This window comes from Arthrobacter sp. NyZ413, assembly GCF_049390645.1.
Lineage (GTDB): Bacteria > Actinomycetota > Actinomycetes > Actinomycetales > Micrococcaceae > Arthrobacter.
Map to the genome: position 1 here is coordinate 2955918 of NZ_CP155434.1, position 15986 is coordinate 2971903.

Sequence of the window (15986 nt, forward strand, 5' to 3'; positions counted from 1 at the left end):
CAGCCCGATTCAATTCGGCTGGTGTCGGTTCGGCTAGATTCAATCCATGATTCAAACTTCCGCCAGGCTGCTGCAATTGCTTTCCTTGTTGCAGGTCCGGCGTGAATGGACGGGTCCGGAGTTGGCCAACCGCATGGGGGTCACTGAACGGACCGTCCGGCGCGACATCGATAAACTCCGGAACCTCGGATACCCCATCCATGCGTCACCAGGCATCGCGGGCGGCTACCAGCTGGGTGCGGGAGCCCAGCTCCCGCCGCTCCTGCTCGACGACAACGAAGCACTCGCAGTCGCCTTGGGATTGAACTCCGTGGCAGCCGGTCCCGTTGCCGGCATCGGCGAAGCATCGGTACGCGCACTCGCCAAACTCGAACAAGTGCTGCCTTCACGGCTACGGCCCAAATTCGCGATGCTGAAGGCCGCCGTGACCACGCTGCCAAGCAATGCAGCGTCGGTGGACCCGCAACAACTCACGGTTGTTTCTGCCGCCATTGCGGACAAGCGCCAGCTCAGCTTCGATTACGCCAAGGGCAACGGCGATACCGCGCGGCGGCTCGTGGAACCGTACGGTTTGGTGGACACCGGCCGCCGCTGGTACTTGGTGGCCTGGGACGTTGACAGGGAGGACTGGCGGACGTTCCGGGCCGACCGGATCGCTTCGCTTCCCGTGGAGCGCAGGAAGTACGCACCACGCCCGCTGCCCGCCAACGACCTTGCGGATTATGTCCAACGGTCTGTGACGCGGTCCCCCTACCGCTATGACGTCGTCGTCCGCCTGCACGCGCCGCTCGGCGAGGTGGCCGCCGTCGTGGGTCCGCAACTGGCCAGCTTGAGCGACGACGGCGGGAACGCAACGCTGCTGCGCGCCGGCTGGGACAGCTTGGCTCAGCCGGCCGCACACCTCGCATCCTTGGGCATGGACTTCGAAATCATCGCCCCGGAGGAATTCAAGGATTACGCCCGGACCATGGCCGCACGGTTGGGGAAGGCTGCCGGAACCCGCGTCCTGCAAGCGGAGGCGCCGCCACAGTAGACTGTCAGCAGCCATGACACTTCACATTTCCTACCCCGCCGAGCTGCCGGTCTCCGAGCGCCGCGAGGACTTGATGGCGGCCATCGCCGCCAACCAGGTGACCATCATCGCCGGCGAAACAGGTTCCGGCAAGACCACCCAGATCCCCAAGATGTGCCTCGAACTCGGTCTCGGAGACAAGGGTCTGATCGGCCACACCCAGCCGCGGCGCCTTGCCGCCAGAACTGTTGCCGAACGCATCGCATTCGAGATGGGCGTGGAGATCGGGCAGGAAGTGGGCTTCCAGGTCCGCTTCACCGGCGAGGTCAGCAAGGGCACCAAGATCAAGCTGATGACCGACGGCATCCTCCTGGCGGAAATCCAGCGCGACAAGCTGCTGCGGAAATACAGCGCCATCATTATCGACGAGGCACACGAGCGCAGCCTCAACATCGACTTCATCCTCGGCTACCTCAAACGGATCCTGCCACAGCGGCCGGACCTGAAGGTCATTATCACCTCAGCCACGATCGACCCCGAGCGGTTCGCAAGGCATTTCGGGAGCGAAGAGGAGCCGGCACCGATCATCGAGGTGTCCGGCCGGACCTACCCGGTGGAAATCCGCTACCGCCCGCTGTCCCAGCCGTCCGCGGGAACCGGCGAAGGCGAGGACGCGTCCGACGACGAACTCGAGGAAGACCGCGACCCCCTCGACGCGGTGTGTGACGCCGTCGACGAGCTCGCCCTCGAAGCGCCGGGCGACATCCTGGTCTTCTTCTCGGGCGAGCGTGAAATCCGGGACGCCGCGGAGGCGCTCAACGGCCGGATCCAATCCAATCGACGGCTGGCCGGCACCGAAGTCTTGCCGCTGTTCGCCCGGTTGAGCTTGCAGGAGCAGCACAGGGTCTTCAACCCCGGCGGCAAGAGGCGGATTATCCTCGCAACCAACGTCGCGGAGACGTCCCTGACAGTTCCCGGCATCAAGTACGTCATCGATACCGGCACGGCCCGCATTTCCCGCTATTCGCACCGGACCAAAGTGCAGCGGTTGCCGATTGAACGTGTCTCGCAAGCGTCCGCGAGCCAGCGCTCGGGCCGTTGTGGCCGTGTCTCCGAGGGCATCGCCATCCGGCTCTATTCAGAAGAGGACTTCGAGTCCCGCCCGCAATTCACGGATCCGGAGATCCTCAGGACCAACCTGGCCGCCGTCATCTTGCAGATGACGGCAATGGGCGTGGCCCGCGGTCCCAAGGACGTCGAGAACTTTCCGTTCGTTGAGCCTCCGGACTCCCGCGCCATCAACGACGGCGTCATGCTGTTGCGCGAACTCGGTGCCCTCAGCGCTGCCCGCCCCGGTGACGCGGGCGCGCCCAGGACCGGCGACGGCGGAAACGGGCGCGGGGGCGGCCAGGCGGGAAGGGGCGGCCAGGCGGGAAGGGGCGGCCAGGGCAGCGGTGGCGGGCTGACCGCCGTCGGGCAGAAACTCGCGCAATTGCCTGTTGACCCCCGCCTCGGCCGCATGATCGTCGAGGCCGGAAAGCGCGGCTGCGTCAAGGAAGTCATGATCCTGGCAGCCGCACTCACCATCCAGGATCCGCGCGAGCGCCCAAGCGACAAGCAACAGCTCGCGGCCGAGAAACACGCACGATTCCGCGACGAAAACTCCGACTTCACGGGGTTCCTGAATCTGTGGAACTACATCCAGGAGAAGCAACACGAACTCTCCTCTACCCAGTTCCGCCGTTTGTGCAGGAATGAGTTCATCAACTACCTCCGCATTCGCGAGTGGCAGGACCTCTTCCAGCAATTGCGCCAGCTCGCGAAGCCGCTCGGCATCACGATCGACAACAAGCGCGAAGCAGATCCCGTGGGCAATAACGAGGGAATCCACATCAGTTTGCTGTCCGGCCTGCTGAGCCACATCGGCCTGCTGGATGAGCGGAAGCGCGAATATGCCGGAGCCCGCGGCAGCCGCTTCGCGATCTTCCCGGGCTCGGCCCTTTTCAAGAAGTCACCGGCGTTCATCATGGCGGCCGAACTGGTGGAAACCAGCCGGCTGTGGGCCAGGATCGCGGCGAAGTTCGATCCCCTGTGGGCCGAGCAAGTCGCTCCGGAGCTCGTCAAGCACTCGTACAGCGAGCCCCACTGGTCTGCGCGGAGCGGCTCGGTCATGGCGCACGAGAAGGTGACACTCTACGGCGTTCCCATCATCCCGAACCGCCGCGTCAACTATGGCCGGATCGATCCCGAACTGTGCCGCGAACTCTTCATCCGCCATGCACTCGTGGAGGGCGACTGGAAAACCCACCACAAGTTCTTCCACCGCAACCGTGCCCTGCTCAACGAGATCGAAGAGCTTGAAACCAGGATGCGCCGCCGCGACATCCTGGTGGACGACCACACCCTTTTCGAGTTCTACGACGCCCGGATCGGCAAGGACGTGGTCTCCGAGCGGCACTTCGACAAATGGTGGAAGGACGCCCGCCAGCAGGATCCAACCCTGCTTGACTTCGACCAATCGCTCCTGATGAGCGACGACGCGGAATCCCTCGACGATTCCGCGTACCCGAAAACCTGGCTGCACAAGGGTTTCGAGCTGCCACTGAGCTATGAGTTCCACCCGGTGGCGCCCGGTTCTCCGCCGAATCCTTCGGACGGCGTCACCGCCGAGGTTCCGGTCCTCTTCCTCAACCAGCTCGACGACGCCGCCTTCCGCTGGCAAATTCCCGGCCAAAGGGTGGATCTCGTGACGGCCTTGATCAAATCCTTGCCGAAACAGGTCCGCAAGAACTTCGTTCCGGCTCCCGATGTCGCCCGGCAAGCGGCCGCAGCCTTGGAGGACGGCTTCGATCCCGCGACCGACGAGCTCGAACCATCCCTCGAACTGGTGCTGCGCCGCCTGCGGGGACACATCATTCCCCCTGGCTCCTGGAACTGGGATGCGGTGCCGCCGCACCTCCGTGTCAGTTTCAAAGTGGTGGACAGCCGCGGAAAGGTCCTTGGCGAAGGAAAAGACCTCGCCGCGCTCCAGGAGCGGCTCGCCCCTGCCACGCGCCGGGCCATCGCCGAGTCGCTCGGCGCAACGCCCGCGAAGGCCGCCCGCGCCAAGGGCCCGACGCCGGAGCGGACCGCCGGGGCACCCGCGCCTTCCCGGCGCGGTGGCGAAGCCGTTCCCGCGCCGCAGGGTGCCGGTTTCCTGGCAGAGCAGACGGGGCTCACGCAATGGACCGTCGGGACGATCCAACGCCAAGTGACCCGCATGGTCAAAGGGCACGACGTCACTGGCTTCCCGGCGTTGGTGGACGAAGGAAAGTCCGTGGCACTGCGTGTTTTCCAAACGCGGACCGAACAGGAAGCCGCAATGCGCGGGGGTGTCATCCGTCTGCTCGCGCTGCGGGTTCCTTCCCCGGACCGCTATGTCCTTGAGCACTTGAACAACACCGAGAAGCTCACGTTCAGCCAGAACCCGCACGGTTCCGTGGCCGCGTTGATCGCCGACTGTGTTCTCGCAGCCATCGACAAGCTCGTCCCGGCTGAGCTTCCCTGGGACAAAGCGGCCTTCGATGCCCTGTACGAACTGGTCCGGGCGGATCTGATCGATACGGTGTTTACGGTGACCGCCGTCGTCGAACGCGTTTTGGCGAGCACCCGGCGCATCGAGAAGCAACTCAAGGCCAGCACGAGCCTTTCCCTCATCAGCGCCCTCAACGACATGAAGAGCCAGCTGGAACAACTCGTGTATCCCGGTTTTGTGGCACAGTCGGGTTACGCGCAGCTCAGCCACCTGCCGAGGTACCTGTCCGCGATCGAGAAGCGCCTTGAGAAACTCCCCGGCAACGTCCAACGCGATGGACTGAATATGTCCGCGGTCCAGGCGTTGGAGGACGACTACGACGACGCCGTGTCCGCCTTGCTGCCCGGGCGTCGGGCAGGGGCGGAATTAACACGCGTGCGCTGGATGATCGAGGAGCTCCGGGTAAGCCTCTTCGCCGTCGAACTCGGCACGGCGTACTCGGTCTCGGAAAAGCGCATCCGGACCGCGCTCAACCAGGCACTGGCGCCCGCGTAGCCGCATCTCACGGGAAGCGGCTCAGTCCGCCGGCACGAACTCCGCATGCCCGGCATCGACAAGTCCGGCGCGAAGCTTCGCCGCGTTGGCGTCGAGTACCTCCGGATCCGGGTGGTGGTCCACCGAGCCGAAGTCGAAGTCGGCCAACGAGTTGGCCGGGAAGACGTGAACGTGGAAGTGCTCCACTTCGAAACCGACCACCGAGAGGCCTGCGCGCGGAGCCCCGAACACCTTCACCTGCGCCTGTCCGATGGTTTGCGCCACGGACATGACCTTGCCAAGGAGCTCCGGATCCGAGTCGGTCCAACGATCCACCTCTTGTCGAGGCACCACCAAGGTGTGCCCGTCGGTGAGCGGAGCGATGGTCAGGAAGGCCACCACGTCCTCGTCCTTCCAGACGAACCGACCGGGAATCTCGCCGTTGATGATCTTGGTAAACAGGGTGCTCATGCGTCTGCCTTTTCCGAAGGGGTATGGAGTGTCTTGGTATCTAGGACGAAGCGGTATTTCACGTCGCCGGCGACCATGCGGTCGTAAGCGTCATTAAGTTGGTCCGCAGTGACGATTTCGATGTCGCTCGCGACTCCGTGTTCCGCGCAGAAATCCAGCATTTCCTGGGTCTCGGCAATGCCGCCGATCGACGATCCCACGTAGGCGAGCCTGCGACGCATCAACGAGCCGGGCTTGACCGGCGGCATGTCCGTGGGAGGAAGACCCAACTGGAAGAGGGCGCCGTCAAGGCGCAGGGTACGGAAGTAGGGATCCAGGTCATGCGGAGCCGCCACGGTATCGATGATGAGGTCGACCGTGCGCTCGGCACCCTCCATGGCGTCGCTGTCCGTTGAGAGAATGACACCGTCCGCGCCCAACCCGCGTGCCGCTTCGACCTTGGCCTCCGACGTCGTGAAGACCACCACGTGCGCGCCCATCGCTTTCGCGAGCTTAACGGCCATGTGGCCCAAACCCCCGAGCCCGACGATTCCCACGACGTCCCCTTCCTCGACATCGAAGTAGCGCAACGGCGAATACGTAGTGATGCCCGCACAAAGCAGCGGAGCCGCCTCAGCCGGGTCCAGGCTTTCGGGAATGCGAAGGACGAAACGGCGGTCCACGACTACGGAAGTTGAGTAGCCGCCCTGCGTGATGGAATCGCCGTTCCGGGCGTCCTTCGCCCCGTACGTGCCCACGTTCCCGCGTTCACAGTACTGCTCGAGGCCCTCAAGGCAGCTCTCACACTCGCCGCAAGAGTCCACCAGGCAACCGACGCCCACCCTGTCCCCGGGTGCGAAGTCGTGGATCGCGGAGCCCACCCTGCGGACCCGGCCCACGATCTCGTGTCCCGGGACCAACGGATAATTCCGCATTCCCCATTCACCGCGCGTCGAGTGCACATCGGAGTGGCACAGGCCGCAGAATTCGATCTCGATCTCGACGTCGTCGGGCTTGGGTGCGCGCCGGGCGACGGTCAGCGGGACAAGGCCGCTCCCGGGAGACGTCGCGCCATAAGCGGCCGCAAGGGTCGGAACGCCCTCGCCGGCCGGACGGGAGTCGGCGTCGCCCAAGGTAAGGTGCTTGCCCAAGGGAGGAGGAACAGGTCGTCCGGGAGTCATGGTTCGACGCTACCCCTGCCCCTCATGTTGTGCCACTCTCCGGGGGCGGCTCATAACTCCCCCGGATTCGGCGGCTTCACCGGCTGGCGGCCTCATTGGCCGGCGGCTTCACTGGCCGGCGGGGTTCCAGTCTTCGGCACGGCCAAGCGGTTCCGCTCCGGTGGCCACGGCGTTGGGCTCGTAGGAAGACCATTGCGAGAAGGAACCAGGGAACAAGGCAGCCTTGAATCCGGCAACCTCCAGGGCGGCGATTTCGTGGGACGCGGTCACGCCTGAACCGCAATACACCGCTACTTTCGTGCCGTCGGCGATCCCGAGCTCGGCGAATCGTGCGCGTAGCCCGGCCGGATCCCTGAAGGCGCCGTCGGAGTCGAGGTTTGCCCCGGTGGGCGCACTGATGGCCCCGGGAATATGTCCGGCACGGGGATCGACGGGTTCGATCTCGCCGCGATAGCGCTCGCCGGCGCGGGCATCGAGAAGGATCCCGTGGCGGTGCCAGTCAGCGGCTTCGTCCATGCTGATGGCGGCCATGTGCCCGTGGCCGAGCACCACATTGCCGGGCGTCGGACGGTCCTCGTCCTGCGCCAGCGGGTAGCCCGCCGAGCGCCAGGCGCCCAATCCGCCGTCGAGCAGGAAAACCGAATGGAAACCGGCGTCGCGAAGGAGCCACCATAGCCGGGCCGCCGCCATGTTGCCGCCGTCGTCATACGCGACGACGGTATCGCCGTCGTTGACGCCCCACGCCCGCGCGCTTTGCTGCAGGGCAGCCGTCTTCGGCAAAGGATGGCGGCCTTCGCCTTGGACGGTGGGATCGGCCAGCTCGTTGTGCAAGTCGACGTAGACGGCGCCGGGGATGTGGCCCTGGCGGAAGTGCGAATGGCCGTGGGGGTCGCCCAGCACCCATCGGACATCAAGAAGTACCGTCCGCCGGCCCGCGTCCATGCGGCTTTTGAGGGTTGCTGCGTCCATGAGGGTGGCCATCAATTCTCCTTCGTCGAGCCGGTCCGGTAAGTCTGCCGCCGTGCGGTTCCCGGCCGCCTACCAGCCTATCCCCCGCCGGCTCGCGCCGCCGGTAGGCTGGGTCGATGAGCACTCCGCGCAACCAGGACCGGACATGGGCCAACGAGGCGATCCGACGGATCGAAGCCGAGAACAACCGCTCCGCCGACACCCACCTGTACGCGGTCCCCCTTCCCGAGCACTGGGGCGTCCAACTGTATTTCAAGGACGAATCCACGCATCGCTCCGGGAGCCTCAAGCATCGCCTCGCCCGCTCGCTGTTCCTCTATGGCCTGGTCAACGGATGGATCAGCGAGGGAACAACCATCGTTGAAGCGTCCAGCGGCAGCACCGCGGTGTCCGAAGCGTATTTTGCCCGGCTCGTCGGCCTGCCCTTCATCGCCGTCATGACCAGGACCACCAGTCCGGAGAAAATCGCGCTCATCGAGGAGTTCGGCGGTGCTTGCCTCCTTGTGGACCACGCCTCGGAAGTCTACGAAGCGGCCGAAAACGTCGCCCGGACCACTGGCGGCTACTACATGGACCAATTCACGTTTGCCGAGCGCGCGACCGACTGGCGGGGTAACAACAACATCGCCGAATCGATCTTCGAGCAACTTGCCCTCGAAGAGCACCCCGTTCCCGAGTGGATCGTCGTGGGCGCCGGGACCGGCGGCACGAGCGCGACGATCGGGCGCCACTTGAGGTACCACCGCCATGGCACCCGCCTTGCCGTGGTCGATCCGGAGAATTCGGCCTTCTATCCGGGCTGGCGTGACGGCCTGCAGGACCATTCCACCGGCATGCCGTCAAGGATCGAAGGAATTGGCCGGCCCCGAATGGAACCCAGCTTTGTTCCGGCCGTCATAGACGAGATGATCCAGGTTCCCGACGCCGCCTCGATTGCCGGCATGCGCTACCTGCAGCGATTGGCAGGTCTTCGTGCCGGGCCGTCCACGGGAACCAACCTGTGGGGCGTCTGCAAGTTGGTGTCGGCCATGGTGGCCGAGGGAAAGCGCGGCAGTGTGGTCTCCCTCATGTGCGACGCCGGCGAACGGTACGAAGGCAGCTACTACAATCCGGAGTGGCTCGCGGATCGAGGCCTGGATCCAGCGCCGTATGAGGCCGTACTCGCCGGGTTCTTCGAAGACGCCTCCTGGCCTGGGGATATGTAAGACTGGCTAAACCTCCACCGAATCCAGGGGAGACAGCCGCGCATACGTGGTGCCGTATTTTGCGCCGATGCGGGTGACGTGGGCTTCGACCAGCCCGCGCCCGAGTTCGTTGAGCAGGCCGTCGTGGACGGGATACGCCTTTGGCGCCCGCACGGATATGACGAAGTCCACCACTTCCCCCACTTTCGACCACGGCGCGTGGATGGGGACCAGGAGGGTCTTGACGTCGATGCCGTCCGGAACCACGAAGGAGTCCCCCGGGTGGAAGACGTTCTCATCCACGAGGTAACCGATATTGGCGACGACTGGAATCTGGGGGTGGATCAGCGCGTGCTGGCCGCCAAAGGAACGGATGGCGAACCCGCCGGCGTCAAACGAGCTTCCGGGCTCGACGGCGTGTACCCGGCCGCCGTCGCCCGCTTTGTCCGCAAGCTGGGAAGCGACGCCCGAAGGCGCATGCACGTGGAGTTCCGGATTGTCCCTGAGCGCCTCGACGACGGCGTCGACGTCCACGTGGTCCGCATGCTCATGGGTGATGAGGACGGCTTGGGCACCCGCGAGCGCCTCCCCTGTTTCCGAGTAGGCGCCGGGATCGATCACAAGGACCTGGTTGTCCTTCTCCAGGCGGACACAAGCGTGGGTGAACTTGGTGAGCTTCATGAAGCCAGCCTAGGTGCGGGCGCGCGACGGTGTCCACGAACCGCCGCCCGTAAAGGTCCGGCTGGTAATCTTGGTGCTTGCGAATGTCCACACCGAAATGAGTTCACGAATGTCACAGGGCGCCAAAGCCGCCACGTCCGGGCCTTCTGCCCAGTCGATTCCGGTCGCGAAGGAACCCGCCGTCAAGGAGCAGCGGGTCACCAAGCAGCGCCTGGCCGTCAGTGCGGCCCTTGATGAACTGGATGATTTCGTCAGCACCCAGGAGCTCTACCGCCTGCTTCAAAACAAGGGTGTCTCGGTGTCGCTGGCAACCGCCTACCGTATTTTGCAGTCCCTCGCGGACGACGGCCTGATCGACGTCCTTCGCAATGCCGACGGCGAAGCGGTCTACCGCCGTTGCGCCGTCACCGGCCACCACCACCACTTGCTGTGCCGCAACTGCGGAAGGGCCGTCGAGGTGGAAGCTCCCGCCGTCGAAACCTGGGCAGCCCGGGTGGCCGCGGAAAACGGCTACACGGAAGTTGCGCACACGGTGGAAGTTTTCGGTCTCTGCCCTGATTGCACCGCGAAGAAAGCCGCCGGCCGGCTCTAGCTGGCTACCGCCCGGTCTTCGGCCGGGCGCCCCGCGGCCTGCGACGGGATCCCGGTTCTTCCGTTGATCCCCCTCTTGGTGCGAACGTTGCCGATGATCCGGCACACTACGTAGATCAGGAACGACAACGTGGTGACGTAGGGGCTGATCGGAATCCTGCTTCCCAGCGCCAGCAGAATGCCGCCCACGGTGGATGCGGTCGCAAAGAGGACACTCAAAAGGACCACGAGCCGTGGTGAGGTTGTCACCCTCAGCGCGGCGGCCGCCGGAGTGATCAGCAGTGCCAGGACCAGCAACGCCCCCACGATCTGGATGGACAAGGCGACGCTAATACCGAGCAAAACCATGAAGGCGATCGCCAGGCCACGCACGGGGACTCCCCTGGCTTCGGCCATTTCGGGGTCGACGCTGGCAAAATTGAGCGGCCGCCACAGGAAGGCGAGGGCGATCATCACCACGACGGCGGTGCCTGCGAGCATCTGGAGCTGCACCGTGTCAACGGACACGATCTGGCCGGTCAAGAGCCCGAACTTGTTGGCCGCCCTGCCTTGGTACAGTGCCAGGAACAGGATTCCCAAGCCCAGGCCGAACGGCATGATGACGCCGATGATCGAATTCTTGTCCCGCGCCCGGACTCCCATGATTCCCAGCAGGAGTGCGGCCGCAACGGACCCGGCAAGCGATCCGAAAATGATGTCGGCCCCCACCAACAGGGCGAATGCTGCACCTGCGAACGACAATTCGGAGATGCCGTGGACCGCGAAGGCGAGGTCACGCTTCATGACGAAAGTGCCCACGAGCCCGCCGAGGAGTCCCAGCACAGCGCCCGCCCAGATGGAGTTCTGCACGAGGGCCAGCAGTTCGCCGTAGTCCTCGAAGTTGAAGATTGTGTGCAGGATGTCGCCGAAGTCCATCAGTGCCCCTCCTCCACACCGGAGTGCGCGTCGTCATGGTAGTGGGTGGTCGCATCCGGCAGGCCGACGACGACGATCCTGCCGTTCGCGCGGATGACTTCCACGTGGCTGTTGTACAGATCGGAGAGGACCTCGGTGGTCATGACTTCCTCGGGCGTCCCCACCCTGAACCTGCCGCCCGCGAGGTAGAGGACCCTGTCCACGTAGTCGATGACGGGGTTGATTTCGTGTGTCACAAAGACCACCGCGCTGTTCCGTTCGCGGCATTGCCGGTTGATGAGGGCACTCACGGCCTGCTGGTGGTTCAGGTCGAGGGACAGGAGGGGTTCGTCGCAAAGCAGCAATTCGGGCTCGGTAGCCAGTGCCTGAGCGACCCGGAGCCTTTGTTGCTCGCCGCCGGACAATTGGCCGACGGGCACTTTCGCATAGTCCCGTGCGCCCACGAGGTCCAAAAGTCCATCGACCCGCTCGTTGACGTTCCTGGCGTTCAGCCGAAGACCCCAGCGATGGCCGTCGACGCCCAGCGCCACAAGGTCACGCGCCCGGAGCGGAGTGTCCGCGGCAAAGGACTTCTGCTGGGGTATGTAACCGATTTTGCGGCTCCCCCTTTCCACTGGACGGCCGCCGACGGTCGCCGTTCCGGAGTGGAGGCGTTGGAGGCCCAGGAGGACTTTGAGGAAACTGGACTTGCCGCTGCCGTTCGGACCAAGCACGGCGAGGAACTCACCTGCTTGGAGGTCGACGTCGAGGTCCTTCCACAAAGCCCTTTGGCCGAACTGGAGGCCCGCGCCGCGAAGGCTCACTACCGGTGTCAAAAAATTCCTCGATCCATGGGGAAACCCCTCCCTTCGGACAGCAGGGCCCCGCGTCCGCCCTGTACATCTTAGGACGATCGCGGGGCCTGGCGGCTTATGGTCCTGCCGCCCGCAGTTTTGCCGGCCAGCGCAGCCTTATTTGTTCAGCGCAGCAACAACATTGCCTACGTTGTCAGTCATCCAGGAGAGGTAGTCCTTCCCTTCCGGAAGCGTCTCGGTGAAGCCGACCACGGGGACGCCTGCGGCGTTCGCCGCGGCCTTCAGCTTTTCCGTTTCGACGCCGAACGTCTGTTCGTTGTACGCGAGGAAACGGACAGACTTGGAGGAAATCAGGTCATCCGTTTCCTTGACGGCCGCGGGCGGGACGTCGGACCCTTCCTCAATCGCGTGGCTGAACGCCTCGGGGGTCTTGTTGTCCAGTCCGGCAGCCTCGAGGAGGTAGCCGGGGACGGGTTCGGTGACCGCGACGGGGAGTCCACCCTTGGACGATTTGATCGCGGCCACTTTCGCATCCAGCCCGGCGAGGGAGGACTTGAACTTGTCGGCGTTGGCGGCAAACGTCTTGGCGTCTGCCGGATCCAAGGCACCCAGTTTGGCTGACACCGCGTCCGCTACCTTGCCCATGGCGTCGAAGTTGTACCAGACGTGCTCGTTGAAGCCTTCCGGTACATTCTTCGAGCCGCCGGTGGTCGGGGTCGGCAAGAGGCCTGAAGCGTCTACCGCAACGATGACGTCCTCAGCCGGAACTTTGGTGCCGTCAAGCAGTTTGGTGAAGAAATCGTCATAGCCTGCGCCATTGCCGATCACCAGCTTCGCCTTGGAAACCACCAGCTTGTCCTGCGTGCTCGGCTCGTACGAGTGCGGATCCTGGCTTGTCTTGCTGATGATCGATGTCACCGACACTTTATCCCCGCCGACGCTCTTCGCGATGTCCCCGTACACGCTCGTCGAAGCGACCACGTCGATCGCGCCGGAGGACGACGACGGCGCCGTGGCGGCCGGGGCCCCGCACGCGGACAGCAGGACGGCAAGGCCGGCGGATGCGGCAAGGGAAAGACGAACGGCGGCGAGACGCACTGGATACCTCGGATCTACTCATATGAGAATGAAGCACAATAGCTGGCTCCACGAGTGTAGCGCTAAATAGGAATGATTCCTATTTAGAACCGGAAGGTCCGCGCCAGCCAACCCGGCTGGCGCGGACATTTGCGAAGAATGGCGGCAGCTAAGCGGGCGCCTGGCCGCCGAGCCGCCGGATCCCTGTCGCCTGCGTGGCGTCGCGGATCTCGCCCACCAATTGCTCGATGACATCCTCAAGGAACAGCACGCCCAGTGTCGATCCGCCCTGGCCAACCACACGGCCCAGATGCGAACCGGTGCGCTGCATCACGGACATGGCATCTTCGATCTCGTCGTCGGGGGCGAGATTCACAAGTGACCTGATACGGCTTTCGGCGATGGGGTGGCGTCGTCCTTCCTCCGGTATGGACAGCACGTCCTTGATGTGGACGTAACCCGTCAGCTCGCCGTCGTCATCCAGCACCGGGAACCTCGAAAAGCCGGTACGGCTGACCGCCTTCTCCAATTGCCGCGGAGTGGACCCCGGCTGGAGCATCACGAGCTTGTCGAGCGGAACCATGATGTGCGCGGCGGTGTGCTCGGAAAATTCCAGCGCGCCGCTCAACAGGCCGGCGTCGTCGTCCACAAGCCCGTGGCGCGTCGATTCGAGCACGATCGACTGCACCTCTTCGAGCGTGAAGGAGGAGGTCACTTCGTCCTTCGGCTCGATCCGCATGAGCCGCAGGATGTGGTTGGCCGACCAGTTCAACGTCCAAATGACAGGTTTCACGAACCGTGCAATATGGACCAACGGAGGAGCGAGCAACAGGGCCGCCTTGTCCGCCACCGAAACCGAAATGTTCTTGGGGACCATCTCACCGAAAGTCACGTGCAGGAACGTGACGGCCAGGAGGGCGATGGCGAATGCGACGACGTCCGCCAGTTCGACCGGGACGCCCACTGATTCCAACGGACCGGCCAGCAGGTGGTGGATTGCAGGCTCAGCCACTTGGAGGATCAGCAAGGAACACACGGTGATGCCCAATTGGGCACACGCCAACATGAGCGAGACGCTCTCCATCGCACGCAAGGTTGTCTGCGCCCGTTTGGAACCTCCGCGTGCCAAAGGCTCGATCTGGCTCCGCCTCGCGGACATGACGGCAAACTCTGCCCCGACGAAGAACGCGTTCCCGATCAGGAGCACCACAAGCCATAGGATCCCTGCCCAGTCGCTCATGCTGCACGCCCCTTACGTGCGCCCTTGCCGGTCGCACCGCTGACCGTACTGCCGCCTGGACTTCCGGCGGCGGGCGCCGGAACGCTTTTGGCGTCCGCACGGTCCTCGCGCGGTTCCGCAGCCATTGGCTTGAAGCAGATGCGGTCGATCCGCCGGCCGTCCATCCGGGTGACCGACAGCGTCCCGCCGCCGGCCTCCACGACGTCGCCGACAACGGCGATACGCCCCAATTGGCTCATGACGTATCCGCCGACTGTCTCATAAGCCGGATCGTCGGGAACAGTAAGTCCGGGGATCTGTTCACTCACCTCGTCCGGGCGAAGGAGGCCAGGGAAGTACCAGTCGCCGGAGGCGCTTTGCAGCAGTCCCGGCCGGACCTTGTCGTGTTCGTCCGCCACTTCACCGACGATTTCCTCCACAAGGTCCTCAAGCGTTGCGATCCCCGCGGTTCCGCCGTACTCGTCAAGTACGACGGCGAGCTGCAGGTTTCCTTCGCGAAGCTCCAGGAGCAGGGCGTCAAGATGGATCGTTTCGGGGACGCTCAGGACGTCGGACATGATGGCACCGGCTTCGACGCCGTCGCGACGTTCCGGGGGGACGGCGACGGCTTTCTTGATGTGCACGACGCCACGGATGTCGTCGGCAGAGTCCCCGATCACGGGGAAACGCGAGTAGCCGGTACGCCGGGCGGCGTCGATGATGTCCGAAACCGGTTGGTCGGCGTCGATGGTTTCCATGCGGATCCGCGGGGTCATGACGTCAGCCGCCGTGCGCGCCGAAAAGTTCAACGTCCGGGCGACAAAGTTTGCCGTCCCGGCGTCGAGGGTTCCCAGCTCCGCCGAACGGCGCACCAAGGATGCCAGCTCCGACGGCGAACGAGCGCCCGAGATCTCTTCCTTGGCTTCAAGCCCCATGAGGTTGAGGACCTTGTTGGAAAAGCCGTTGAGCACCACGATCGCGGGCTTGAACACCGCGGTAAAGATCAATTGCGGCCTCGCCAGCGCCCTTCCGAGCGGAAATGCCAAGGCGATGGCCATGTTCTTCGGCACGAGTTCACCGATCAGCATCGACAAGCCTGTGGCGATCGCCATGGCAATGACGAGCGACACGGACTCGGCCGCCGCCGCGGGCAGTCCGACCAAGAGCAACGGCCCGCGCAAGAGGAAGCCGACCGAGGGCTCCATGACGAACCCCGTCAGCAACGTGGTCAGGGTGATGCCCAATTGGCAGCTGGAAAGCTGGGTGGAGAGCGATTTGAGGCAGGCAAGAAGCGCGATGGCCGCGTGGTCGCCGCGGTCCACGGCCCGCTGGACGGTGGCCTGGTCGAGTGCGACCAAGGAGAATTCGACGGCGACAAAAAAGCCGGTCCCCAAGATCAAGAGCAGGCCGGCAAGAAGGAGGAGCCATTCCATTATTGGCCACCACCGAAGCGGACGGGCGGCTTGGCTGGCTGGAGTGAAAGCGGCTGGAGAGAAACGAGCTGAAGTGAAATTACCGGAAGGCAGCGGGCCGTTTGGCCCGGCGGGGGTTGGTCGGACGCAGCGGATGATCGATCCGCCGACCTGCCGGCCTGAAGCTCCGGGGTGCGATGGGCATGTGAACGGGTATTGCCGGCTCGGCGGGTGTGCTGCAGGGAGATTGCCAATCGACGTCCCCCGCAGTTCCCAGGCCGGCACCTAGAATTACTGTCCATAAGAATCCCAGTCTACAGTCCGGCGGACCGGGACATTCACGTGCGCTTTCATGGCCGGAGCCACGCAAATCGATGTCAAAAACGATGCTCTCCGGGCACCGTTGCGGAGCTTCCTCCGGATCGGCATGATTTAGGTCACCACTATTGGCGG

13 protein-coding genes are annotated in these 15986 nt (G+C 64.4%); 4 read left to right on the plus strand and 9 right to left on the minus strand.

The window, feature by feature from the left end:
* The first annotated feature begins 46 nt into the window (after nucleotides 1–46).
* Nucleotides 47–1033 carry a helix-turn-helix transcriptional regulator gene (locus ABCW42_RS13810; protein WP_423181759.1) on the plus strand — a complete coding sequence of 329 codons (987 nt, stop codon included), beginning with the start codon at nucleotides 47–49 and terminating at the stop codon, nucleotides 1031–1033.
* Nucleotides 1034–1046: 13 nt separating this feature from the next.
* Nucleotides 1047–5081, plus strand: coding sequence for an ATP-dependent RNA helicase HrpA (gene hrpA, locus ABCW42_RS13815; protein ID WP_423181760.1), 4035 nt, complete (start codon nucleotides 1047–1049; stop codon nucleotides 5079–5081).
* 21 nt (nucleotides 5082–5102) lie between these two features.
* Here the strand turns inward: hrpA and ABCW42_RS13820 are convergent, their stop codons facing one another.
* From ABCW42_RS13820 to ABCW42_RS13830, 3 genes are all read right to left on the minus strand, one after another.
* Nucleotides 5103–5531: an HIT family protein gene (locus ABCW42_RS13820; protein ID WP_423181761.1), complete on the minus strand. Its 429-nt coding sequence runs from the start codon at nucleotides 5529–5531 to the stop codon at nucleotides 5103–5105.
* Nucleotides 5528–6691, minus strand: a complete 1164-nt coding sequence (locus ABCW42_RS13825; RefSeq protein WP_423181762.1) for an NAD(P)-dependent alcohol dehydrogenase — start codon at nucleotides 6689–6691, stop codon at nucleotides 5528–5530. The genes ABCW42_RS13820 and ABCW42_RS13825 overlap by 4 nt, the downstream gene beginning before the upstream one ends.
* Nucleotides 6692–6799: 108 nt before the next feature.
* Entirely contained in the window at nucleotides 6800–7672 is an 873-nt protein-coding gene (locus ABCW42_RS13830; RefSeq protein ID WP_423181763.1) for a sulfurtransferase, read from the minus strand.
* Between the two features lie 104 nt (nucleotides 7673–7776).
* Between ABCW42_RS13830 and ABCW42_RS13835 the strand changes: the two genes are divergently transcribed.
* The gene (locus ABCW42_RS13835; protein WP_423181764.1) at nucleotides 7777–8865 is read left to right on the plus strand and encodes a PLP-dependent cysteine synthase family protein; all 1089 of its coding nucleotides are present in this window, start codon (nucleotides 7777–7779) and stop codon (nucleotides 8863–8865) included.
* A gap of 6 nt (nucleotides 8866–8871) precedes the next feature.
* Here ABCW42_RS13835 and ABCW42_RS13840 read toward each other — a convergent pair whose 3' ends face one another.
* Nucleotides 8872–9525: an MBL fold metallo-hydrolase gene (locus ABCW42_RS13840; protein WP_423181765.1), complete on the minus strand. Its 654-nt coding sequence runs from the start codon at nucleotides 9523–9525 to the stop codon at nucleotides 8872–8874.
* Nucleotides 9526–9634: 109 nt separating this feature from the next.
* Between ABCW42_RS13840 and ABCW42_RS13845 the strand changes: the two genes are divergently transcribed.
* Nucleotides 9635–10117 carry a Fur family transcriptional regulator gene (locus tag ABCW42_RS13845; protein WP_423181766.1) on the plus strand — a complete coding sequence of 161 codons (483 nt, stop codon included), beginning with the start codon at nucleotides 9635–9637 and terminating at the stop codon, nucleotides 10115–10117.
* Here ABCW42_RS13845 and ABCW42_RS13850 read toward each other — a convergent pair.
* The 5 genes from ABCW42_RS13850 to ABCW42_RS13870 all read right to left on the minus strand — a co-directional run bounded on the left by ABCW42_RS13850 (nucleotide 10114) and on the right by ABCW42_RS13870 (nucleotide 15554).
* Complete coding sequence (locus ABCW42_RS13850; protein ID WP_423181767.1) at nucleotides 10114–11031, minus strand: metal ABC transporter permease; 918 nt, start codon at nucleotides 11029–11031, stop codon at nucleotides 10114–10116. The two genes, ABCW42_RS13845 and ABCW42_RS13850, sit on opposite strands and share 4 nt — an antisense overlap.
* Nucleotides 11031–11846 carry a metal ABC transporter ATP-binding protein gene (locus tag ABCW42_RS13855; RefSeq protein WP_423181768.1) on the minus strand — a complete coding sequence of 272 codons (816 nt, stop codon included), beginning with the start codon at nucleotides 11844–11846 and terminating at the stop codon, nucleotides 11031–11033. The genes ABCW42_RS13850 and ABCW42_RS13855 overlap by 1 nt, the downstream gene beginning before the upstream one ends.
* A gap of 135 nt (nucleotides 11847–11981) precedes the next feature.
* On the minus strand, nucleotides 11982–12923 hold the full coding sequence (locus ABCW42_RS13860; RefSeq protein WP_423181769.1) for a metal ABC transporter solute-binding protein, Zn/Mn family: 942 nt from the start codon (nucleotides 12921–12923) through the stop codon (nucleotides 11982–11984).
* A gap of 148 nt (nucleotides 12924–13071) precedes the next feature.
* Complete coding sequence (locus ABCW42_RS13865; RefSeq protein ID WP_423181770.1) at nucleotides 13072–14142, minus strand: hemolysin family protein; 1071 nt, start codon at nucleotides 14140–14142, stop codon at nucleotides 13072–13074.
* Nucleotides 14139–15554, minus strand: coding sequence for a hemolysin family protein (locus ABCW42_RS13870; protein ID WP_423181771.1), 1416 nt, complete (start codon nucleotides 15552–15554; stop codon nucleotides 14139–14141). Before ABCW42_RS13870 ends, ABCW42_RS13865 begins: the two co-directional genes overlap by 4 nt.
* Nucleotides 15555–15986 lie beyond the last annotated feature (432 nt).